This window comes from Streptomyces sp. GSL17-111, from assembly GCF_037911585.1.
Taxonomy (GTDB): Bacteria; Actinomycetota; Actinomycetes; order Streptomycetales; family Streptomycetaceae; genus Streptomyces.
The window spans coordinates 4,516,789-4,537,891 of sequence record NZ_JBAJNS010000001.1; the positions used below are offsets into that span (position 1 = coordinate 4,516,789).

The window sequence follows — 21,103 nt, forward strand, 5'->3', positions numbered from 1 at the left end:
CGGCCACGGGGCCCGCGCGTCAGCCCGCGTCCCGGCCGGGCCGGGCGTCGCGCGAGCGGGCCAGGAAGGACCGTTCGAAGACGATGACGGTCTCCCCGGTGGCCTTCGTCCCGGTGGTCTCCACCGTCACGATGCCCTGGCCGGGACGGGAGCGTGACAGGCGCTTGCTCAGGATGCGGCTGGTCGCGTAGAGGGTGTCCCCGACGAAGACGGGCTCGGCCAGCCGCACCTTGTCCCAGCCGAGGTTGGCCACGGCGCGGGCCGACAGCGCCTGCACGGTCATGCCGCCGACCAGTGCGAGGGTGATCGAGCTGTTCACCAGGACCCGGCCGTACCCGGTGCCCGCCGCGTAGTTCTCGTCGAAGTGCAGCGGGTGCTGGTTCATGAGCAGCAGGGTGAGCCAGGTGTTGTCGGCCTCCGAGAGCGTCCGGCCGGGCCAGTGCTTGATGACCATGCCGGGTTCGAAGTCCTCGTAGTCACCGCCGTGTTCCTCGGTGTACTCGTTCTCGCCGGTGCGCCGCAGCGCCATGGGAACTCCTTCGTGCGTCACAGGGGCAGGGGGAGCGGACGGGGGCCGGCCCCGGCGTCCGGGGCCGGCCGTCAGGGCGCTGCGGGGCGGTCGGAGCGGGCCGTGCCGAAACGGGCCTCCCACGCCTCCCCCCGGCCCAGGGTCTCGCGGGCCCGGCGCACGAAGGGCGGGCCGACCATCCGTCCGTCCACCAGCGTGACGCCGTCGCCCGCCGCGCGGACCGCGTCCACGACCGTGCGGGCCTCCGCCATCTCCTGGGGGCTCGGCCGGAAGGCGGCGTTGATGGCGTCGAGTTCCTTCGGGTGCACGGTGCCCTTGCCGTGGAAGCCGAGCGCGCGGGCCTGGGCGATCTCCTCGTGCAGGGCCGAGGTGTCGGCCAGCTGGAAGTTGCCGGTGTCGATACACGTCGTGTGGTGCCGGGCGCAGGCCAGGGCCATCGCCTGCCGGGTGGCCAGCAGTCCGGTGGGGTTGATGTCGATGCCGAGGGTGGCCGCCAGGTCCGCCGAGCCGAGGATGAGCCCGTCGCTCGCCCCGGCCACCGCGTCGAGGTCGTGCACGGCCTCGACGGTCTCCACCGTCACGAAGATCTCCGGACGCCACCCGGCCGAGGCGAGGCACTCGCGCAGGAGCAGCGGCTCCGAGGGGAACCGCACCATGGTCATGAAGACGTAGCCGGGCCGTACCGTGCCGTCCGTCAGGAGCGCGAGGTCGCGCACGTGGTCGACCGTGCCCGTCGGGTTGATGCGGACGGCGAGGTTCCGGGCGTCGTCCGCCCGGTCCAGGGCCGTGCGGCAGATCGTCCGCGCCTCCTCCTTGGCCGGAGCCGGGACGGAGTCCTCCAGGTCGATCAGGTGCACGTCGGCGTCGTAGGAGCGGGCCGCCAGGACCCGGTCCAGGGACAGGGCCGGCGTGTACAGGAAGCTGCGCGGGATCGCGCGCGTCGTGCTCCTCACGCCCCCGCCTCCGTCCGCGTCGCGGGGGCCGGCCGGGCCCCCACCTCCACCAGGACGGAACACAGCGCGCGGATCTGCTCGTCGGTCTGCCCGGCCCGCATCATCACCCGCAGCCCCGCCGTACCGCGCGCGACGATCGGGAAGAACACCGGCGAGACGTAGAACCCGGCCTCGAAGACGCGCCTTCCGGCCTCGATGACCACCTCGTCGTCCATCGGCACGAGCCGGATGGGGAACGTCGAACCGGACTGCGCGGTCTCCACGTGGGCGTCGAACAGCGCGATCTTCTCCTGCAACCGCCTTTGCAGTGCGGGCAGTTCCTCGCTCCGGTGGATCTCGGCGGACGCCAGCCCCGCGCCGACGGCGGCGGTGTTGAGCGGCTGCGAGTAGCTCATCGCTCCGGCGAAGCGCTCGATGACGCGCAACGTCCGCTTCGGGTGGCCGTTGAGGAGCACGGCGGCCCCGCTGGTGCCGAAGGCCTTGTTCAGGGTGGTGACCACGACGGTGCGGTCGCTCAAGGCGGGGCTGACCGACCGGACGTAGCCCACACCGCGCGGTCCGAACGCCGACAGGGAGTGCGAGTCGTCGTAGTAGACCTGCAGGCCGTACCGGTCCTGCAGCGCGGCGAGTTCGGCGACCGGGGCGTAGCCGCCCAGGCTGTCGCTGCCGTCGCAGACGTACCAGACGCGGGAGTACTCCTTGCAGCGCGCCTCGATGAAGTCCAGGTCGTGGTGGCGGCAGGTGACGACCTCCGTCTCGTCCGCGCAGACCGGCTTGGTCTGCGCCATCGAGACGTGGCAGTTCTTGTCGAAGATCATCAGCGGTCGCTCGCCGTCGCCGACGTGGCCCGAGGCGATCAGCGGGAGTAGGCCCGCGCTGGCCGCGCTGGCCGAGATGGCCGAGACGACGTCCGCCGAGAACAGCTCGCCCAGCGAGTGCTCCAGCTCCAGCAGGGCGGGTATCTGGACCCGGCTGCGGGGGATGCAGTGGTCCAGCACGCCGTACCGGCGCAGGGCCTCGACGGCTCCCTCGATCACCCGGGGATGCGAGTCCAGGTCCAGGTACGAGCAGCAGCTGAAGTTGACGAACGTGTGCCCCGCCTCAGTGCGCAGGACGCCGTCGTCGAGCTCGGCGACGATGCCGGCGAGGCCGTTCTCCTCCGACAGGTCCCAGAACGCGTTGCCGATCCCCACCGACTTGTCGTTGTTGCGGAAGCGGTGCGTCGGTTCGATCGTCCTTCGGGCGGTCATCGGACGCCTCCGGGGTGTCCGCCGGGCGCTCCGGCAGCCGTGTCACTCACGATGAGATCCTCTCCGCCCGCACGGCGGGCATGTCGGGACGCGGTGTGCCGGACTCCAGCCAGGCCGCGTAGTCGTCCTCGACGAAGGCGGCCACCCGGGCGAAGTCCGCCCGCCGCGCCTCGTCCATCCGGTCCGTCTCCCACCCGCGCCGGTCGGTGCAGTGGTCGAACAGCGCTGCCCGGTCCACCCCGAGGGCGGACCTCGCCCGGGCGGGCCGGGCCAGCACCTCGGCGCGGGCGGCGGACAGCCGGCTCCGCCACGCGCGGCGTTCGGTGAGCCGCTCGATCCGCTCGCGCGCCGCGCGCCCCAGGCGCGTCCGCAGGGCGGGGGAGCGCACCAGCGACAGGCAGGCGTCGACGCACTGTGCGGGCGTCTCGACGAGCAGGGCGCTGTCCGTGGTGAGCAGGTCGCGGATGCCGCCCACCGGGAGCGCCACACAGGGCAGCCCGGCGAGCATCGCCTCCTGGAGCGCCTTCTCACTCGTGGCGTACGTGTAGGGGTTGAGGGGGTAGCAGAAGACGTCGAGCCCCGCGAGGAAGGCGGCCGGATCGTCCTGGAACCCCAGGAACCTCACGCGGTCGCCGATGCCCAGCCGCCGTGCCTCCGCCCGGTACTCCGCCAGGGCGCCGTCACCGGCGAACACGAAGTCGACCTCCGGGGCCGCCTCGATCACCCCTGCGGCGATCTCCATCATCGCGGCGTGCATCTTGATCGGTTCGACCGTGCCGAGGTAGCCGACGGTGATCCGCCCCTCCTCGCGCCGGGCCCGCCCCGGCCCGGGCGCCGCGGCCACCGGGCCCGCCGAGGAGAAGACACACCGGGCGGCCGGCAGCCCGGTGCTGCGGCGGTTGCTCTCGAAGCGGGGGTTGGCCGCCGCACTCGGCGTGGTCACCGTGCAGCCGTCGACGCGCGCCAGCAGCCGGTCGCTCGGACACATCCACGGAGCGTCGAAGTGGCCCCGGGAGTGCAGGAGGACGCGGGTCGCCGGCAGGTCGGCGTTGACCAGGAAGTCGTTCACGTAGGGGTTGTTCCACCACTCCACCTGCACGAGGTCGGTCTCCGCCACGGCGGCGCGGGCGGCCTCCCCGCCCGCCAGCACGGGGACGCCCGCCCGCTCGAAGACCGCGCGGTGCTCGGGGCGGGGCGGTATCAGCGAGGCGACCGTGGGCCGCGCCTCCCCGGGGCCGTCGACGCACATCCGGAGCAGCCCCACGCTGGCTCCGCCGTCGGTCACCTCCTTGATGACGTGGAGGACCCTCACCGGGCGTCGCCCCCGGCACGCCAGCGGCGGAGCAGGTCCGCGCGCGTGTGCGGGAACCCGCCGAACAGGCGCTGGTCGGCCTCCAGCGCCTCCTCGTCGGCGAGCAGCAGGAACTGGAAGAGACGGTCGTCCAGCATGCTCTCCCACCGGCCCAGCACGGCCATGTCCTGGGCCCTGCCGTCGTGGTGCAGTCCGTCGAACGAACTGCCCTCCCCGTAGGGGCTCACCCGGTTGAGCCCCTCGTCGGTGTGGTCCAGGCCGAGCCGCCGCGAGATGGCCCGCCGCTCGTCCGGGTCGCTGAACCAGGAGTTGAAGGCGATGTAGGTGTGGCCGAAGGCCCGCCTCGCGAAGTAGTCGGCGTAGCGCTTCCACAGGTCCAGCAGGTCGCGGATGCGGTAGCGGTAGGCGAAGGCGGGGTCGTCGTCGGCCTGCCGGGCGATGGACGCGGCGGTGTTGGGGAAGTCGCGCAGGACCACCACCACGTCGGAGCGCCGCGCCACCCGGGCGTTGTGCCGGAGGGGGAAGTGAGCCGGGTCGAGGTTCTCGTACCCGACGATCAGGACACGCTTCCCGGGGTCCACGGGCAGCCGCCGGTAGGTGTCGCGGTCGACGGTCAGCGTGTTGCCCTCGGTCTCGAACAGGGAGATCTCGGCGCTGTTCAGGTAGCAGACCTCCGCCTCGTCGAAGTGGCCGCGCAGCCACTCGGAAATGGCGTGGTTGGCTCCGCGCCGCAGGCCGAAGACGAAGATCGCCCGCTCGAACAGCGGCTGGGGCGCGGGGACGTCCGGCTGACCGCGCCCGGCCGCCACGGTGGCGGCCGCCGCGTGGACGTCCGCGGCCGACAGCCGCTTCGCCCGCGTGTGTTCGAGCCCGGTGTCCACGAAGCGCACGGCGGCGCTGAGCGGCGGCAGCCCGGCCAGCCGGGTCTCCGGCCCGCCCAGGGACCGCAACACCTGTTCGAGCTCGGGCGCGGGGAGTACCTGGGTGAGGTCGTGGAGCGCTCGTTCACGCTCGTTGTCGGTCCTGGCGTGTTCGAGTTCCTCAGCGGTGAACCGCTTGTTCCCCTGTGCGGACATGATCCCCCTCGGGCGTGGTGGTGGAGACGGTGGCGACGCGCCCCGGACGGGCAAGAGCACCGAGCGGCGTCGCCGGGTGCCGCGCCGGAACTGCGCGGCGACGGGCCGGGCGCGGCGACAAACGGGTGCGTCAGGCGGGGTTCGCGGTACGCGGTGTGCGCACGTCCGCCGGTCCGGTGTGCGGGGCGTCGACGGGTGGTGTCACGGGTGTGTGCCATGGCGAACCACCGGCCACGCCGGAGCGCGCGGCGGCATGGGCGATGGTGGGTCTCGATCGCACTGAGATCCCGATCCGGCCCGTCGGCCGCGGCGCTGTCCCCGTCACGAGGGGTCACGTTATCGCCCTGGGGGAGCGGGGGCCAGAGCGGGTCGTGCCGCGCGGTACCGACGCCGCCCGTCGGCTCCCCCGGGCAGTCGGACAACGGCGGCCGTTCGCGCGCCGGTTGCTCCGGAACGTCTCCACGGCTGCCGGGGAGATGCTTCCGTACGACGTCGGACGCTCGTGAGTCCGCGCCCCGCCTGCTCCGAGGGCTGGGGCTGACCTGACATCATGTGGCTTTTCCGAGGCTGAACTTGCTCCGGCCGTTCGGGTAACTCCGCCGGAGGGCGGCGGATATGGAACGGCGCGGATCAGGGGGGCGTGGTAGAACGGGGGATGTCGAGCCCGTGTTCGGCCGACCACGGCTCGACGGGTCCGATCGCGCGCCCGGCGCGCCGGGACGGCCCGGCGCTTTCCGTTTGCGGAGGCGATCGTCGTGTCATGGCGCCGGGGGCTGCGTCTCTCCCCGGGCTGTGGTCCTTCCCCTCAAGGAGACATCGTGTACGAGCAGCTCAAGACCATTTTGATCACCGATCTCCACGTGGCGGAGGGCGACGTGCGGCCGGAGGCGACCCGCGAGGAGGCGGGCCTGGACTCCCTGGCGATGGTGGAGCTGTCCATGGCGATCGGCAAGCGGCTGGGGCTGGACGTCAGCGACGACGAACTGCTGGAGGCCGCCACCGTGGGAGACCTGGCCCGGCTCGTCGAGGAGCGTGCCGCGCAGGCCGCCCAGGAGGCGTCGAGCCCTTGACGCGAAGGGGGCAAAGGGGTGAAAATGGGCAGTACACCAGGGAGCCGGAGAGCCCCACCGTCGAGGGAGACGTCCGTCGACAGAGACTCTCGTCAGGTACTGGCCAGGCCCTCGGCAGTCCCAGGGCACCGGAGCCTCAGCGACGACTGGGGCGGAGGGTGCCGACCCGGACTACCGGGGACTGTTCTGTGTGGGCCCGTGCGTCCCGCACCACCGCCTTTCCCCCTGCCGCCCCGGCGTGTGGCCGCGTCCCGCCCGCCGGTGGCCTCTAGGGTGCTCGCGTGGAACGTCCACCGGAGGCGCGCGAACAGGACAGGGCGGCGGACGAGCGCCTGGTGGCGCTGTCGGACGGCGTCTTCGCCATCGCGCTCACCATCCTCGTCCTCGATCTCTCCGTCCCGCCCGACCTCGGGCCGCAGGCGTTCCACGCCGCGCTGCGCGAGGCACTGCCCGGCATCGGGGCCTACGCGCTGAGCTTCTGGGTCATCGCCCAGCTGTGGTGGGACCACCGCCGCATCCTGGCGGCCATCCCGGAGATCGACGTGCGCGTCGTCTGGCTGACGCTCCTGGGCCTGGCCCTCGTCGCGCTGGTGCCCTTCCCCACCGCCGTCCTGGCCGACTACTCCGAGGAGTCCTCGGCGGTCGCGCTGTACGCGGCCGTGGTCGCGGCCGTCAACGCGGTGCACCTCGCGCTGCGGGTGCTCTCGCACCGTGGCCCGGGGCAGGCGGCGTCCCCGGAGGCCCTGCGGCTCCAGCGGCTGGACGACGCCGACGTGGCCGTCGCCGTCGTGCTGTTCGGGCTGGCCGTCCCGCTGGCGTTCGTCTCACCGACCGCCGCGCTGCTGTCGTGGCTGCTCTTCCTCCCCCTCAAACCGATGATCGGCCTGCGTCAGAAGGCCGCCGCCCGGCGCGCGCGCCGTCGCTGACCGCTGCGGCCGACCGGGACGGGCACGCTCAGTCCGCCTCCGCCGGGAGCGGGATGTCCTGCTCGGCCCAGACGACCTTGCCCAGCGGGGTGCGGCACGAACCCCAGCGCCGGCACAGGAGGTTGACCAGCTGAAGGCCCCGCCCGCCCTCGTCGTTCAGCGAAACGTGCTGGATCTGCGGCAGGTCGGGGCCGGTGTCGGAGACCTCCACGACGAGGCGGCTGTGCCGCAGCAGGCGCAGCCTGCCCGGCCCGCCCCCGTACCGCAGCGCGTTGCCGACCAGCTCGCTGACGACCAGTTCGGTCACGTCCGACATCTCCTCCAGCCGCCACCGGCCGAGCTGCTCGCGCACGAGCCTGCGGGCCCGCCCCGCCGCGGCGCCGTCGCTCGGCAGGTCCCACTGCCGGAGCAGGACGTCACCGCTCGGGCAGGACGCGGAGACGACGGTCACCGCTTCGTCGAACCGGTGCACGCCGGTCGGCGCGGCGTGCACCAGCTCCTCGGCGCCCAGCATCCGACCGGCCAGCAGCTCGCCCGCACGTTTGCGCAGCAGGTCGAGGCAGTGGTCCAGGTCGTCCTCACGGGTCTTGATCAACCCGTCCGTGTAGAGCACGAGCCGGTCGCCCTCCTCGGCGGGCAGCTCGACCGCGTCGTAGGGAATGACGCCGGAGCCGAGCGGCGCGCCGACGGGCATCTCCAGGTAACGGGCGTTGCCCCGGCCGTCCACGACGAGCGGCGGGACCTGTCCGGCGGCGGCCAGCGTGTACGTCCGGTCGACGGGGTCGTGGACGGCGACCAGGCAGGTCGCGACCTGATCCTCCTCCAGGTCGCGGGCGGCCAGGTCCAGGCGGCCCAGTACGCGTTCGGGGGCGATGTCCAGGCTCATCAGCGTGCGGGCGACGGCCCGGAGCCGGCCCATCGTGGCGGCCGCCGCCATGCCGTGGCTCATGACGTCCCCGACCACCAGCGCCGTCCGGCCTCCCGGCAGGCCGACGACGTCGAACCAGTCGCCCCCGACACCCTGCGGCTCGTTCGCCGGCGCGTAGCAGGTGTCGACGGCCAGGCCCGGCGTCTCGGGGGTGGCGCGCGGCAGCAGGCTGCGCTGGAGGGAGACGACGGCCTGCCGCTCCCGTCCGTACATCCGGGCGTTGTCGACGTAGACGGCCGCCTTCGTGGCCAGTTCCATCGCCAGCGACACGTCCGTGCGGGTGAAACCGGGCCGGGTGCCGGCGCGCACGTAGTCCGCGATGCCGAGGAACACGCCCCGGGCCACCAGCGGCACCGCCATGTAGCTGTGGACACCCGCCCGCTGCATGGCCAGGGCCGCGTTCCGGGTGGGGGCGATCATCTCGTACTCGTGCGGCTCGATCCGGCTGACGAGGACCGGCTGCTGCTCCAGCAGACAGGGGTTGACCAGGCTGCCGGAACGGCGGGTGGAGAGGTCGCCGACCGGGTCGGGCTCCAGGTCGAGTTCGGGCAGTTCCGAGACGGCCATCGCGCGCGTCACGGGCAGCCGCCCGGTCGGCGGCGTCACGGGCTGCTCGCCGCGCAGGATGCTGTCGAGCACGTCGACGGCCGCCCCGTCGGCCAGCTCGGGCACCGCGTAGTCGGCGAGTTCCTGGCAGGTCCGTTCCAGGTCCAGGGTCGTGCCGATCCGGCTGCTCGCCTCGTTCAGCCAGGTCAGGCGGTCGCGCGGGGCCAGCATGGTGCCCAGCGCCTCACGCGTCCTGCGGAGCGCCGCCGAGGCCCCGCGACCCCGGCCGGAGAGCGTCCGGCGGGCCGTGGGCCTGCGCTCGAGGACCACCGCACCACCTCCTGGACCGACCTGTGCCGTGGGCACCCCCTGGCGCTTCCCCATTCTGCCCCGTGACGGCGGAATCGGCCTCCGGGCGGCAGCGGATTTTCCGAGGTCGCCCCGTCCCGCGCCCGCCCGGTCCCGTCCCGGTGGGTCAGCCGTCGGGGCGCAGCAGCAGGACCGCGATGTCGTCGTGCAGGGAGCGGGAGGCGGCGGGCGCGACCAGGCGGTCGGCGAGCACGTCCAGTGGCAGGCGCCCGTCGCGCGCGAGCTGGTCGGCGATCCGCGTGACCCCTCCGGTGTAGTCGGAGCCCGGCGCCTCCACCAGGCCGTCGGTGTACAGCAGCAGCGTGCTGTCCGGCTCCAGCTCCGTCTCCCACGAGGGGTAGGTCTCCTCGGTGAAGGTGCCGAGCGGCGTGCCGCCCGGCACCTCGATGTCCCGCACGGTTCCGTCGGGGCACAGCAGCATGGGGTAGGGGTGGCCGGCGCGCACGATGCGCAGCCGCCGCCTGGCCCGGTCCACCTCCGTGATGATGCACGTGGCGAAGAGGTCGGTGTCCAGGTCGCAGAGCGTGCGGTTGGCCCAGGCCATGAGCCCCTGGGCCGAGTGGTACTCGGCGGCGCGGGCGCGCATGGCGGTGCGCATCTGCCCCATGACCGCCGCCGCCCGGGCGCTGTGCCCCTGGACGTCGCCGATGATCAGCGCGGCCCGGTCGCCGGGCAGCCGCAGGACGTCGTACCAGTCCCCGCCGACGTCCAGGCCCTCCGACCCCGGCCGGTAGCGGACGGCGACCTCCAGCCCCGGCAGCTCGGGCAGGTCGCGGGGGAGCATGAGCTGCTGCAGCTCCGTGAGGTAGCCCCGACCCGAGTCGTAGAGGGACGCCCGGGTGAGGGCCTGGGCGATGATGCCCGCCGCGGCCGTGTAGACGGTCCGGTCGTCGGGGGAGAAGCGCCGGGGCCGCGCGTAGGTGATGACGCAGCTGCCCACGAGGTTGCGGGCGGACATCAGCGGCAGGACGGCCCACGCCTGGGCGTTGTCGCCGCTGGGCGAGGCCAGCCGCTCGTCGGGGAAGCGCTCGCGGTACTCGCGCGCGGTCTCGATGAACAGCGGCGTGCCCGCCCACACGGACCGCAGGAGCGGGTGCTCGGTGCTGACCTCGCCCAGCAGCCGCAGCTTCGGCACCTGCTCGGGGGCGTAGCCCCGGGAGCCCGCCAGCCGCAGGGTGCCGTCCTCCTCGCGCAGGAAGACGGCCAGCCGGGTACCGCCCAGCTCCCGCAGCGCCGCGGCGGCCACGGCGGAGACGACGTCGTCGGTGGAGAGGGCGGCGGCCAGGGAGCGGGTGAGGGCGAGGATGAAGTCGCTGCGGGCCTTGCGGGCCGCTTCCCGCTCGTGCTCGTCCGTCCGGTCCTGGACGATGCCGATCATGCGCTGCGGGTTTCCCTCGCGGTTGTAGACGACCCGGCTCTCGGCCGTGATCCAGCGGACGGCGCCGTCGGGGTGCACGACGCGGTAGGTGACGTCGTACTTGCCCGTCCGGTGGCTCTTGGCGACCGCTTCCGCCACCAGGGCCCGGTCCTCGGGGTGGACGGACCTCTCGAACGTCTCGATGCGGCCGTCGAACTCCTCGGGGCTGATGCCGAAGAGCCGGCAGGACCGCTCGTCCCAGACGACGTGGCCGGAGGGGAAGTCCCAGTCGAAGGTGCCGATGCTGGCGTTGGACAGCGCCATCTCCAGCATCGTCACCCGCCGCTGCCCTGCCGCCAGGGCCCTCGGCGGCAGTCCCTGGTCCCCGGCGGGGACGTTCCCGCCGGTCAGGATCCGCTCCCAGCGGTGGGCGCAGGCCGTGGCCAGTGCCATCAGCCGGTACTCGACCGTGGAGTCCAGCGCGCTGCCCCGGGGTACCCGCAGGCTGAGCGCGCCGAGGCAGGTGCCGTCCACGAGCAGGGGGACGGCGACGAACTCCGCGCTGGAGGGCAGCGGCACGCGGCCGTGGTCCTCCGGGTGGAGGTCGGGCCGCGCGTACTCACCGGCGGTCGTCCAGACCGGGCGGCTCTCCCGTACCGCGCGGGCGCACGGCAGCCAGGAGTCCACGGGGATGACGCGGTAGGCTTCGAGGTAGGCGGCGGGCAGTCCGACGGAGGCGGTCAGCCGCAGCGATCCGTCCGCGTCCAGCCGGTACAGGACGCCGACCGCGTCCTGTACCCGGGGCGAGAGCGCGGCCGCCGCCTCGGCCAGCAGGTCGTCCGGTTCGGCACAGGCCAGCAGCCGGACGAGCGCGTCCGCGAACCTGCCGCTGCCGTGCCCTGTGGCCATCTCACGTCCTCGCCGCCGTTCCTCGGCCTGCTGCCATGATCCGGCACAACGGGGCGTTCCGCACGGTGCGCGGGACCGGTCGGCCCGCGACGGGGTCAGCCCGCGACGGGGTCGGCCCGCAGACGGGCGATCAGGCCGGCGCGGTGGAGGTCGGCCACCCCGGCCACGAGGTCGGGGTGGCGGAGCAGGGGTGCCGCCTGCCGGTCGTGGACGTCGGGGGCCGTCAGCCGCCGGAACTCGCCGAATCCGCCGGAGACGCCGGAGCCGGTCCCGTTGCCCGGGGACAGCGCCGCCACGGCGCTGCGGGCGAGCTCGGGGCAGGACAGCAGGCACGCCGCCCAGCTGGCGACCACCTCGTCCACCCAGGTCCGCCACGCCTGGTCGGGATCGCCGGGGCCGTCGCCTGTACCGCCCGTTGGGCCCAGCAGCCGGTCCAGCCGATCGGAGCCCCCGGCCCCGGTCAGGGCCGCCAGCGCCGCGTCCACCGCCGTCGGGTAGCGCAGCCAGGCCGCGACCGTGGCCGCCTGGCGGGCCTGCGCCTCGGCCAGGGCCGCGCTCATCGCCCCGCCGACGGCCGGGTAGGCGGAGACCAGCCAGCGGGCGGTGGCGGCTATGAGGGGGGAGAGGTCGGCGGAGTAGCCCGGCACCGCGGGAGGGACGTCATCGGACACGACGGCGGACCTCCAGCTCGTCCGGACGGATACGGGCCCCGAACCGTCCGTCGCGGGCCGGGCAGGGGCACGGTATCCGGCGGCGGGGTCCGGGCAGAATGACGTGGCTCACGCCGCTGCCCGGCCCTGGGCGGGGGACCGGCCTGTGGCCCGGTGACGGGCGGGGCGGTACGTTGATCGCACTGATCGCATGTGACGTGGCCAACAGGAGATGAACGTGGCGAACGGCGGACCCATAGCCGAAGGCGACCCGACCGGCGAGGACCCGGCGGCGCTGATCGACAGCAGCGTGCCGCACTCGGCCCGGATGTGGAACTACTGGCTCGGTGGCAAGGACAACTACGAGGCCGACCGGGTGGCGGCGGACCAGTTCGCCACGGCGTTCCCGGCCATCGCGGCCAACGCCCGCGCCTTCCGCGCGTTCCTCTCCCGGGCGATCCGGTACCTGGCCGACGACGCCGGGGTGCGGCAGTTCCTCGACGTCGGCACGGGGCTGCCGACGGTCGACAACACCCACGAGATCGCGCAGCGGGTGGCCCCCGACTCGCGGATCGTCTACGTCGACAACGACCCGCTGGTCCTGGCCCACGCCCGCGCGCTGCTCACCAGCACCCCGGAGGGCGCGACGGCGTACCTGGACGCCGACCTGCACCGGCCGGCGGCGATCCTGGCCGAGGCCCGCCGCACGCTGGACTTCGACCGGCCGGTCGCGCTCATCCTCAGCGGCATCCTCGGTCACGTCACGGACGACGCGGAGGCGCTCGGCATCGTCCGCGAACTGACGGAGGCGCTGCCGTCCGGTAGCTACCTGCTGGTCTGCGACGGCACGGACACCGACGAGACGCTGAAGAAGGCGCAGGAGGAGCACAACGAGGGCGGGCAGGTGCAGTACAGGCTGCGCAGCCCGGAGGAGCTCGGGGCGTTCTTCGCCGGGTTCGACCTCGTCGAGCCGGGAGTCGTCTCGTGTCCGCTGTGGCGGCCGAACCCGTCGGAGGTCGGCTCCGCCGTTCCCGTGGACTCCTACGGCGGCGTGGGGCGCAAGCCGTAAGGCGGCCGTCCCACGTTTGGGCGCCTTCTCGGTGTCCATGCCTGCGGAAACGTTTCGAGCTGCGACGTCCTGTTCCGGTAGGAAGAATCCGAGAATCGCATCATTGAGCCGGTCGAGTGAAGGGGCAGAACTTCTGCGCCGGATCGTGAGTTGTCCAGTTTGCTCCGGCAGCGGGGCATTCCAGATTCGGAAGGAAAACTCGTGATCAAGAAGGTGCTCGCCACGGCTGCTGTGGCGGCTTCCGTCGTCGGTGTGACCGGTGTCGTTGCGTCCCCCGCTCTCGCGGTCGGCGACGGGAACCAGGAAGCGGCCAGCGGCAACGGCGCGAAGCAGGTCTACGGCAACACCACCACGGGCGGCTACATGAGCCCGAACATGAGCCTGGTCAACGGCTCCCTGAACAAGCCGTGCATCGCGGCGCTGGACGGGAAGACCAACGTGGGCAGCCTCGTGGGCCTCGTGCCGATCACCGTCCAGGACGTCCTGTCGAGCAACAACAGCCAGGCCTGCACGGAGAACTCCACGATCCAGGACGGCGACGACCCGCTGTCGCACATCCTGTCGGACCTCAACCTCCTCTCGGAGAACGGCGCCGCCGCGGTCGACTGAGCCCCGGTGGCACCGGGTGGCCGGACGTCCTCCGGCCACCCGGGCTCCCAGGATGCGCGGGCACCGGGATCTACCTCCTTCTGACCGGCGCTCCGCTCGACCCTCCCGCCCCCGTCCGTGCCACCGCGCACGGGCGGGGGCTCGCTCGTGTCCGCACCCCGATACGGCATCATCGTGGCCATGGGGATAGCCGCCGGTCTGGACAGCTCGTCCGAGTACACCCGCATCGTCGTCTGCGACACCGACACCGGTGCCGTCATCAGGCAGGGGTACGCCCCGCACCCCGCCCCGCCGCCCGAGGGCGGCGGGCGCCGGACCGAGATCGACCCGCAGGCCTGGCTGCTCTCGCTCGGCGAGGCGGCCGGGGGCGGCCTCCTGGAGGGGGTGCAGGCGATCGGGGTCTCCGGACAGCAGCACGCCGCCGTCTTCCTCGACCGCGTCGGGAACGCCGTCCGCCCCGCACTCGTCGGCAACGACCCGCGCGCCCAGACGGTCGCCGCCGACCTGGTCGACGGGCTCGGCGGCAAGGCCGCCTGGGCCCAGGCCGTCGGCCTCGTCCCGCAGTCCGGCAACCCCGTCACGAAGCTGCGCTGGCTCGCCCGCAACGAGCCGGACGCCGCCGCCCGCACGACCGCCGTCCTTCAGCCGCACGACTGGCTGACCTGGCAGCTCCTCGGCCGCCCCGCCCGCCGCACCACCGACCGGGGCGACGCCTCGGGCACCGGCTACTGGTCCGCCGCCACCGGCGGCTGGCGCCCCGACCTCGCCGAACTGGCACTCGGACACCAGGTCGCCCTCCCCGAGGTGCTCGGACCCGCCGACGTCGCCGGGCACACGCCCGAAGGCCTGCTCATCTCCTCCGGCACCGGGGAGACCATGGCCGCCGCGTTCGGCCTCGGCATCGGGCTGGGCGACGCCGTCGTCTCCCTCGGCGCCTCCGGCTCGGTCTCGGTCATCCACCACGAACCGCTCGCCGATCCCAGCGGCACCATCACCTCGTACGCCGACGCCACCGGCATGCACCTGCCCGTGGTGCGGACCCTCAACGCCGTCCGCGTGCTGCGCGGCACCGCCGAACTCCTCGGCTGCGACCTGGAGGGGCTCTCCGCCCTGGCGCTCCGGTCCTCACCCGGCTCGTACGGGATGGTTCTGCTGCCCTACCTGGAGGGCGAGCGGACGCCCGACCTGCCGCACACGGCGGGGACGCTGGCCGGACTGCGGCGGGAGTCCATGAAGCCGGAGCACCTGGCCAGGGCCGCCTTCGAGGGGATGCTGTGCGGGCTGGCCGACGCGCTCGACGTGCTGCGCCGCCGAGGTGTGGCGGTGCACCGGATCTTCCTGCTCGGCCAGGCCGCCGAGCTGCCCGCCGTGCAGGCCATCGCGCCCGCCGTGTTCGGCACCCAGGTCGTCGTCCCGCAGGCCGCCGACTACACCACGCTGGGGGCCGCGCGGCAGGCCGCCTGGGCCCTGGGCGTCGCGAACGGGCACCACACACCGGCCGCGCCCCCGCAGTGGCCGGCACCCGCCGCGACACTGTGCGACCCCGGCGACGACCTGCCGGTCGGGCAGGCCGTGCGCCAGCAGTACGCCGCCGTGCGGGACGAGACCCACCCCGGCGCGTTCACCGCCTGAGCCGGGTGTGCCGTCAGTGCCGTCAGTCCAGATACCCGCGGAGCTGTTCGGCGTAGGCGTGGTCGCGCAGCTTGCCGAGCGTCTTCGACTCGATCTGCCGGATGCGCTCCCGGGTGACGCCGAAGAGCCGGCCGATCTCCTCCAGGGTGCGCGGCCGCCCGTCGAGCAGTCCGTACCGCAGCTGCACCACCTTGCGTTCGCGCTCGCCGAGCGTGGAGAGCACCGCGTTCAGATGCTGCCGCAGCAGCAGGAACGCCGCCGACTCCACCGGTGAGGGGGCGTCCCCGTCCTCGATGAGGTCCCCGAGGTGGACGTCCTCCTCCTCGCCGACCGGCGCGTGCAGGGAGATCGGCTCCTGGGCGAGCCGCAGCACCTCGCTGACCCGCTCCTCGGTGAGGTCCAGCAGCAGCGCGACCTCCCGCGGCGTCGGCTCGTAGCCGCGTTCCTGGAGGATGCTGCGCTGGGCGCGGACCACGCGGTTGATCAGCTCCACCACGTGTACCGGCACGCGTATCGTGCGGGCCTGGTCGGCCAGCGCACGCGACATCGCCTGCCGAATCCACCACGTCGCGTAGGTGGAGAACTTGAATCCACGCGCGTAGTCGAATTTTTCGACCGCGCGGATGAGGCCGAGGTTCCCCTCCTGCACCAGGTCGAGCATCGTGAGCCCCCGGCCCACGTACCGCTTGGCCACCGAGACGACCAGGCGCAGGTTCGCCTCGATCAGCCGCCGCTTGGCCAGCCGGCCCCGCACCACGATCCGGTCCAGGTCGAGGGCGAGGCCGCTCTCCAGGTCCGTGGAGGCCGCCAGCTTCTCCTCCGCGAAGAGCCCGGCCTCGACCCTGCGCGCCAGCTCGACCTCCTCGGCCGCGCTCAGCAGCGGGATGCGGCCGATCTCCCGCAGGTACTGCCGGAACAGGTCGGCCGACGGCGCCGCACCCGCGTCAGGACGCACCCCCACCGCGCGCACGCGCCGAGGGGCGGGCGGCTCCGGCGGGAGCGGCTCCAGCAGGTCCAGCGGTGGGGCGGTGCCGGGAGCGGGCACCTGCTCGGGGTGCGCGGCGGGCGTCGCGGGCGAGCCGATGAGGCCGGCCGGGGCGAACGGCGACGCGGGCGTCGGCGAACCGGTCAGGGTCTGGGTCTGCACGAGGGCGACCTCCAGGAGTGATCGCTGCCAGTTGCGGGAACGGCGTGCACGACGAGGACGGTCGCGGTGGCTCGGCGCCGCCGCCCGTCCCCGGTAATGAGAGCGCGTCGGCTGCTCCACGCGTCGCGCTCGACAACGGGTTGAGACACCGTCAACAGTGTGGGGTACGACACACTGCACTCTGTAGGGGTCTGCGTACGGTTTTTTGGGTTTTCGCTACGGGACGCGGCGGTAGGACTACGCAGGGCGGGAGTTACAGCGCGGACGCGCCCTTGGCCCGCAGTGCCGTCGCGTACTGCTCCAGCACCCACAGCTCCTGCCACACCGCCGCCGACTCCTCCGCCCGCCCCTGGGCGTCCAGCCGCCGGGCGCTGCCCTCGAGCTCCGCCACCCGGGCCCGGACGGCGGCCAGCCGCACCGCGACCAACTGCTCGCCCGCGTACGCCTCGTCGGGGGCGCCGTTGCCGGGGTTGCGCGGGGACTCGACGGCCAGTTCGGTGATCAGCTTGCGCACGGTGTCGTCCGGCGCGGCGTCCCGGACCCGGTCCAGGTAGTCCGCGTCCGCCGCTTCGGTGCCTCCGGCCGTCTCGATGAGCCCGCGCACGACGGCGTAGGGCTCGGCGGTGAACTCGTCGGCCCCGTAGGCGTCGAACGTCGGAGCGACGAGTGCCGGGTACTGCAACGCCAGCTTCAGCAGCTCCCGTTCGACGAGGTGGGCGGGGCTGCGCAGGTGCAGGGACGGCCCGAGCCTGCCGGGTGCGGGACCGGGGGGCGGCGCGGGGGTGCGGCCCCCGGGCCCCTCCCCGGCCCGGTCGGCACGGGGGCGCTGCTGTCGGCCGCCGCCCTCCCGCTTCCACTTGGCGATCTGGCCGATGCGCCGCACGACGAACTGCGTGTCCAGGACGCCGAGGAGCCCGGCCAGCCGCACGGCGTACTCGTGCTGGAGCGAGGGGTCCTTGAGCTGCGCGACGATGGGTGCCGCCGCCTCCAGGGCCGCCGACCGGCCCTCGGCGGAGTCCAGGTCGTGCTCGTCCACCACGGAGCGCAGGGCGAACTCGAAGAGCCGCGAACGGCTGTCGATGAGCTCCTGCACGGCGGTGTCGCCCTTGGCGAGGCGCAGGTCGCACGGGTCCATACCGCCGGGGCTGATGGCGATGGAGGTGCGGGCGGCGAACTTCTGGTCGTCCTCGAAGGCGCGCAGGGCCGCCTTCTGTCCGGCCGCGTCGCCGTCGAAGGTGAAGATCACCTCGGTGCGCGAGTTGTCCATGAGGATGCGGCGCAGGATCTTGATGTGCCCCTCGCCGAACGCCGTGCCGGAGGTGGCGATCGCCGTCGTCACCCCGGCCAGGTGGCAGGCCATGACGTCGGTGTAGCCCTCGACGACGACGGCCCGCCCCTCCTTGGCGATGTCCCGCTTGGCCAGGTCGATGCCGTAGAGCACCTGCGACTTGCGGTAGATCGGCGTCTCGGGGGTGTTGAGGTACTTGGGCCCGTTGTCGTCCTCCCGCAGCCGTCGGGCGCCGAAGCCGACCACTTCACCCGAGATGTCCCGGATGGGCCACATCAGCCGGCCTCGGAACCGGTCGATCGGGCCGCGCCGACCCTCCTGGGACAGCCCCGACAGGACCAGCTCCTTGTCGGTGAACCCCCGCCCGCGCAGGAACCGGGTGAGGTGGTCCCACCCGGCGGGGGCGTAGCCGACGTCGAAGTGCCGGGCCGCGCCCTGGTCGAAGCCCCGCTCGGCGAGGAAGCGGCGGCCCGCCTCCGCCTCCGGGGAGTCGAGCTGCTCGGCGTAGTAGAGGACGGCCGCCTTGTGCGCCTCGATCAGCCGGGTGCGCTCGCCCTGCTGGCTGGCCCGCCCGTAGCCGCCCTCCTCGTACCGCAGCGTGATCCCGGCCTGGGCGGCGAGCCGCTCGACGGCCTCGGAGAACGTCAGGTGGTCGACCTTCATCAGGAAGGCGAGCGTGTCGCCGCCCTCCTGGCAGCCGAAGCAGTGGAAGAGCCCCTTCGCGGTGCTCACGTGGAAGGAGGGGGACTTCTCGTCGTGGAAGGGACACAGCCCCTTCAGGTTGCCTCCCCCGGCGGGGCGCAGCTGGAGGTACTCGGAGACGACGGTGTCGATCGGGACCGCGTCCCGCACCGTCCGCACGTCGTCGTCGTTGATCCTGCCCGCCACGCGGCAAGTCTACGGTCCGCCCGGGGGCCTCCCGCGCGGCCGTCCGGGCCGGCGTCAGGCGTCCAGCTCCCTGACCAGGACGTAGTGCGGCCCGACGCCCTCGATGACGAACTCCTCGCCGTGCACCCGGTAGCCGTGCCGCTCGTAGAAGGCGCGGGCCTCGGTGCGCCCGTTGCACCACAGCACCCGCGCGCCGCGCCCGGCCGCCTCGCGGCTCCCGGCGGCCAGGACGGCGGCGCCGTAGCCGTGGCCGCGCGCCGCCTCGGCACTGGCCATGCCCCGGATGCGGTACGCCGTCCCGGCGGGCCCGCCGGGACGCGGGAAGGGTTCGGGGTAGAAGCTGCCGCACCCGAGCACCGCCTCGCCCGAGGCGCCCGGCCCGAACGCGGCGATGTGGAAGGCGCCCGGCCCGGCGTCCTCGGGGAACGCGGCGGACTCCCTCGGCAGCCCCGGCCGCAGCACCTCCCAGCGCAGCGGAAAGACGTCCGCGAGCGGTACGACGGCGGTCCGGATGGTCATGCGGCTCACCCTACGCGGCCCTCAGCGGGCCACACCGCGCTCGGCCGGGCCGCGCACGCGGGGGCTGCGCCCGTCGGGCAGGAACAGCACGGAGTTGACGTAGCGGCGGTGCGGCAGCACCGTACGACGCAGCAGCCCGTGCTCGGCGACGTGCGCGGTGCGCTCCTGGTGCCCGGCCAGGTCGAACGCGGCCAGCGGGATCCAGTGCGCGGCCGGCAGCACCCAGCCGGTGTAGCCGTACCCCGCCAGCAGCTCCAGCACGGGCTCCACGGGCTGGATGCGGACCTCCAGCTCGACGAAGAGGGCCGGCCGGCACCGCGCGAGGGTCCGCTCGGCGCCCCGGAGCACGGCGGCCTCGTGCCCGTCGACGTCGACCTTGACGAGCCGGACGTCGTCCAGCTCCAGCCCGTCGACGCTGACCGTGCGCACCTGGAGCTTCACGGAGTGCAGCTGTTCGCGGCGCACCAGGGAGGAGACGCCGCGTTCGCCGCCGCCCGTCGGCAGCCAGAGTGTCGCCGTGCCCTCGCTCTCGGCCGCGGCGGCCTCGACGACCCGCACGTTGCCGGGGGCGGTGGACCGGAGCGTGGCCGCGAGCCCCGGCACCGGTTCGACGGTGACGACGCGGTCCGCCCGCCGGGCGAGGTGACGGGTCCACGGGCCGTACCAGCCGCCGATGTCCACGGCCGTGCCGCCGCGCGGGCAGAAGTCGGCCAGCCGGCGCAGCTCGGGCTCGAATCGCGGGTACACCCGGGCCGCCGCACCCGCCACGACACGGGCGGGCAGCAGCGGGCCGAGGCGGGCGGCGAGCGTCATACGGCCTCGGCGCGCTCGCTGAAGCGGGCGTGCTCCTCGTCGCTCACCGGCTCGCCGGAGGCCGGCAGGAGTTGCGGCACGCCGTCCACGATCGGGTAGCGGCGGCGCAGCCGTGGGTTGTAGAGGGCGTGCTCACCCTCCAGCAGGATCAGCGTGCCCTTGTCGAGGGGGCAGGCCAGGATCTCCAGCAGCGGGTCGTCAGGGGACATGGGAGGTGCCTTCCGTGCGGTGGTCGGTTGCCAGGGGGGTCGGGCCGTACGCCTCCGCCCGGCCCGGCGGCCTCGGGACGGGCACCGGCCCGCCGGGGCGGTTCCGCGCGGGGCCGTTGCGTGCGGTGTCGTTCCGCGCGGTGTGGCGTGGTGCGGGTCCGGGCGGTTCGGCGGCGGGCGGCTCGTCGTGTCGGGGGAGGGCCAGCAGCACGCTGACGGCCAGCAGCGCGCCGCCCAGCCGCAGCGCGAGCCGCAGCGGCTCCTCCGGCAGCGGCTCGTCGAACGCGATCGTGCCGGCGGCGACGGTGAACAGGAACGTGACCGTCGTGCAGACCGGGACGATGAGGGAGGCGCGGCACCGTTGCAGCGCCGTCTGGGAGAGGACCAGCCCCGTCGAGCCGGTGCACATCAGCAGGTACGGGTAGGGGGAGCCGAGCACGGCGAGCACCCAGCCGCCCAGGCCGTTGCCCTCCAGCAGACCGGCCACGCCCTTGATGGCCAGCGAGCTGACCCCGTACAGGAACCCCACCGCGACGCCGTAGGGCACTCCGGCCGTGGGCATCCGGTGCCGTCGCCGGGAGCGGCGTTCGGCGGTGCCGAAGACGAGGAGGCCGAGCAGCAGCGCCGGCACGCAGATGCCCAGCAGCAGCGGCGTCGGCGCGGCGTGGCTGATGGCCTCCTCACCGCCGCGCAGCGACAGGACGATCATCACCAGCGCCGCCAGGATCAGCACCATCGCGGCCCGTTCGCGCCCGGAGGACTTCTCGCCGAGGAACACCGGCGAGAGCAGGAGCAGCATCACCAGGCCGGTGACGAACAGGCCCTGCGCGGCCACCAGCGGCAGTGTGCGGTACACGGCGAGTTGGGCGACGAAGCCGAGCCCGAGCGCCCCGGCGCCCACCAGCCACAGCGGGCTGCGCAGCAGGTGCGCGAGCACCTGCCAGGGGCGCGCGGCGGAGAGCGGGGGCAGCCCGGACAGCGCCCGCTTCTCCACCACGAAGCCGACGCTGAACAGCAGGTTGGCCAGCAGCGCCGCAGCGACGCCCACCCACAC

Annotated in this window: 19 protein-coding genes; 5 read left to right on the forward strand and 14 right to left on the reverse strand. The window is 73.7% G+C overall.

Going from position 1 to position 21,103, the window contains the following annotated elements; all coding sequences use genetic code 11:
- Nucleotides 1–19 precede the first annotated feature (19 nt).
- The 5 genes from V6D49_RS20165 to V6D49_RS20185 all read right to left on the reverse strand — a co-directional run bounded on the left by V6D49_RS20165 (nt 20) and on the right by V6D49_RS20185 (nt 5,120).
- Nucleotides 20–529: a MaoC family dehydratase gene (locus tag V6D49_RS20165; protein ID WP_340561683.1), complete on the reverse strand. Its 510-nt coding sequence runs from the start codon at nt 527–529 to the stop codon at nt 20–22.
- Between the two features lie 71 nt (nt 530–600).
- Nucleotides 601–1,482 carry an HpcH/HpaI aldolase/citrate lyase family protein gene (locus V6D49_RS20170; protein WP_340561686.1) on the reverse strand — a complete coding sequence of 294 codons (882 nt, stop codon included), beginning with the start codon at nt 1,480–1,482 and terminating at the stop codon, nt 601–603.
- A complete protein-coding gene (locus V6D49_RS20175; protein ID WP_340561687.1) occupies nt 1,479–2,732 on the reverse strand; it encodes an 8-amino-7-oxononanoate synthase family protein in 1,254 nt (417 codons plus the stop codon). Before V6D49_RS20175 ends, V6D49_RS20170 begins: the two co-directional genes overlap by 4 nt.
- A gap of 46 nt (nt 2,733–2,778) precedes the next feature.
- Complete coding sequence (locus V6D49_RS20180) at nt 2,779–4,044, reverse strand: glycosyltransferase family 4 protein (protein ID WP_340561688.1); 1,266 nt, start codon at nt 4,042–4,044, stop codon at nt 2,779–2,781.
- Nucleotides 4,041–5,120 (reverse strand): hypothetical protein, encoded by a 1,080-nt coding sequence (locus V6D49_RS20185; protein WP_340561689.1) that lies wholly within the window; start codon nt 5,118–5,120, stop codon nt 4,041–4,043. The genes V6D49_RS20180 and V6D49_RS20185 overlap by 4 nt, the downstream gene beginning before the upstream one ends.
- 818 nt (nt 5,121–5,938) lie before the next feature.
- Between V6D49_RS20185 and V6D49_RS20190 the strand changes: the two genes are divergently transcribed.
- Together V6D49_RS20190 and V6D49_RS20195 are read left to right on the forward strand one after the other, a co-directional pair.
- Nucleotides 5,939–6,190 carry an acyl carrier protein gene (locus V6D49_RS20190; RefSeq protein ID WP_340561690.1) on the forward strand — a complete coding sequence of 84 codons (252 nt, stop codon included), beginning with the start codon at nt 5,939–5,941 and terminating at the stop codon, nt 6,188–6,190.
- Between the two features lie 281 nt (nt 6,191–6,471).
- A complete protein-coding gene (locus tag V6D49_RS20195; protein ID WP_340561691.1) occupies nt 6,472–7,116 on the forward strand; it encodes a TMEM175 family protein in 645 nt (214 codons plus the stop codon).
- 28 nt (nt 7,117–7,144) lie between these two features.
- Here V6D49_RS20195 and V6D49_RS20200 read toward each other — a convergent pair whose 3' ends face one another.
- The 3 genes from V6D49_RS20200 to V6D49_RS20210 all read right to left on the reverse strand — a co-directional run bounded on the left by V6D49_RS20200 (nt 7,145) and on the right by V6D49_RS20210 (nt 11,896).
- Nucleotides 7,145–8,974, reverse strand: a complete 1,830-nt coding sequence (locus tag V6D49_RS20200; protein WP_445330559.1) for an ATP-binding SpoIIE family protein phosphatase — start codon at nt 8,972–8,974, stop codon at nt 7,145–7,147.
- Between the two features lie 91 nt (nt 8,975–9,065).
- Complete coding sequence (locus tag V6D49_RS20205; RefSeq protein WP_340561692.1) at nt 9,066–11,225, reverse strand: SpoIIE family protein phosphatase; 2,160 nt, start codon at nt 11,223–11,225, stop codon at nt 9,066–9,068.
- A 95-nt stretch (nt 11,226–11,320) separates the two neighbouring features.
- Complete coding sequence (locus V6D49_RS20210; protein WP_340561693.1) at nt 11,321–11,896, reverse strand: hypothetical protein; 576 nt, start codon at nt 11,894–11,896, stop codon at nt 11,321–11,323.
- A gap of 211 nt (nt 11,897–12,107) precedes the next feature.
- Here V6D49_RS20210 and V6D49_RS20215 point away from each other — a divergent pair, with 211 nt between their 5' ends.
- The 3 genes from V6D49_RS20215 (at nt 12,108) to V6D49_RS20225 (ending at nt 15,185) form a co-directional block, all read left to right on the forward strand.
- Nucleotides 12,108–12,944 (forward strand): SAM-dependent methyltransferase, encoded by an 837-nt coding sequence (locus tag V6D49_RS20215; protein WP_445330560.1) that lies wholly within the window; start codon nt 12,108–12,110, stop codon nt 12,942–12,944.
- Nucleotides 12,945–13,145: 201 nt separating this feature from the next.
- Nucleotides 13,146–13,553, forward strand: a complete 408-nt coding sequence (locus tag V6D49_RS20220; RefSeq protein ID WP_191207856.1) for a rodlin — start codon at nt 13,146–13,148, stop codon at nt 13,551–13,553.
- 180 nt (nt 13,554–13,733) lie between these two features.
- Nucleotides 13,734–15,185, forward strand: a complete 1,452-nt coding sequence (locus V6D49_RS20225) for an FGGY family carbohydrate kinase (RefSeq protein ID WP_340564166.1) — start codon at nt 13,734–13,736, stop codon at nt 15,183–15,185.
- 22 nt (nt 15,186–15,207) lie between these two features.
- Here V6D49_RS20225 and V6D49_RS20230 read toward each other — a convergent pair whose 3' ends face one another.
- The 6 genes from V6D49_RS20230 to V6D49_RS20250 all read right to left on the reverse strand — a co-directional run bounded on the left by V6D49_RS20230 (nt 15,208) and on the right by V6D49_RS20250 (nt 21,103).
- Nucleotides 15,208–16,452, reverse strand: a complete 1,245-nt coding sequence (locus tag V6D49_RS20230) for an RNA polymerase sigma factor (protein WP_445330561.1) — start codon at nt 16,450–16,452, stop codon at nt 15,208–15,210.
- 133 nt (nt 16,453–16,585) lie between these two features.
- The gene (gene dnaG / locus V6D49_RS20235; protein WP_340561695.1) at nt 16,586–18,508 is read right to left on the reverse strand and encodes a DNA primase; all 1,923 of its coding nucleotides are present in this window, start codon (nt 18,506–18,508) and stop codon (nt 16,586–16,588) included.
- Between the two features lie 54 nt (nt 18,509–18,562).
- Nucleotides 18,563–19,027, reverse strand: coding sequence for a GNAT family N-acetyltransferase (locus V6D49_RS20240; RefSeq protein WP_340561697.1), 465 nt, complete (start codon nt 19,025–19,027; stop codon nt 18,563–18,565).
- 21 nt (nt 19,028–19,048) lie between these two features.
- Nucleotides 19,049–19,840 carry an FkbM family methyltransferase gene (locus V6D49_RS20245; RefSeq protein WP_340561698.1) on the reverse strand — a complete coding sequence of 264 codons (792 nt, stop codon included), beginning with the start codon at nt 19,838–19,840 and terminating at the stop codon, nt 19,049–19,051.
- Complete coding sequence (locus tag V6D49_RS26245; protein ID WP_431780414.1) at nt 19,837–20,049, reverse strand: Trm112 family protein; 213 nt, start codon at nt 20,047–20,049, stop codon at nt 19,837–19,839. Before V6D49_RS26245 ends, V6D49_RS20245 begins: the two co-directional genes overlap by 4 nt.
- Entirely contained in the window at nt 20,039–21,103 is a 1,065-nt protein-coding gene (locus V6D49_RS20250; RefSeq protein WP_340561700.1) for a DMT family transporter, read from the reverse strand. The genes V6D49_RS26245 and V6D49_RS20250 overlap by 11 nt, the downstream gene beginning before the upstream one ends.

Coding starts and splice junctions, on each gene's coding strand:
- V6D49_RS20165 (WP_340561683.1), bottom strand. CDS start 529: ATGGCGCTGCGGCGCACCGGCGAGAACGAGTACACCGAGGAACACGGC.
- V6D49_RS20175 (WP_340561687.1), bottom strand. CDS start 2,732: ATGACCGCCCGAAGGACGATCGAACCGACGCACCGCTTCCGCAACAAC.
- V6D49_RS20185 (WP_340561689.1), bottom strand. CDS start 5,120: ATGTCCGCACAGGGGAACAAGCGGTTCACCGCTGAGGAACTCGAACAC.
- V6D49_RS20200 (WP_445330559.1), bottom strand. CDS start 8,974: ATGGGGAAGCGCCAGGGGGTGCCCACGGCACAGGTCGGTCCAGGAGGT.
- V6D49_RS20205 (WP_340561692.1), bottom strand. CDS start 11,225: ATGGCCACAGGGCACGGCAGCGGCAGGTTCGCGGACGCGCTCGTCCGG.
- V6D49_RS20215 (WP_445330560.1), top strand. CDS start 12,108: ATGAACGTGGCGAACGGCGGACCCATAGCCGAAGGCGACCCGACCGGC.
- V6D49_RS20225 (WP_340564166.1), top strand. CDS start 13,734: ATGGGGATAGCCGCCGGTCTGGACAGCTCGTCCGAGTACACCCGCATC.
- V6D49_RS20240 (WP_340561697.1), bottom strand. CDS start 19,027: ATGACCATCCGGACCGCCGTCGTACCGCTCGCGGACGTCTTTCCGCTG.
- V6D49_RS20245 (WP_340561698.1), bottom strand. CDS start 19,840: ATGACGCTCGCCGCCCGCCTCGGCCCGCTGCTGCCCGCCCGTGTCGTG.
- V6D49_RS26245 (WP_431780414.1), bottom strand. CDS start 20,049: ATGTCCCCTGACGACCCGCTGCTGGAGATCCTGGCCTGCCCCCTCGAC.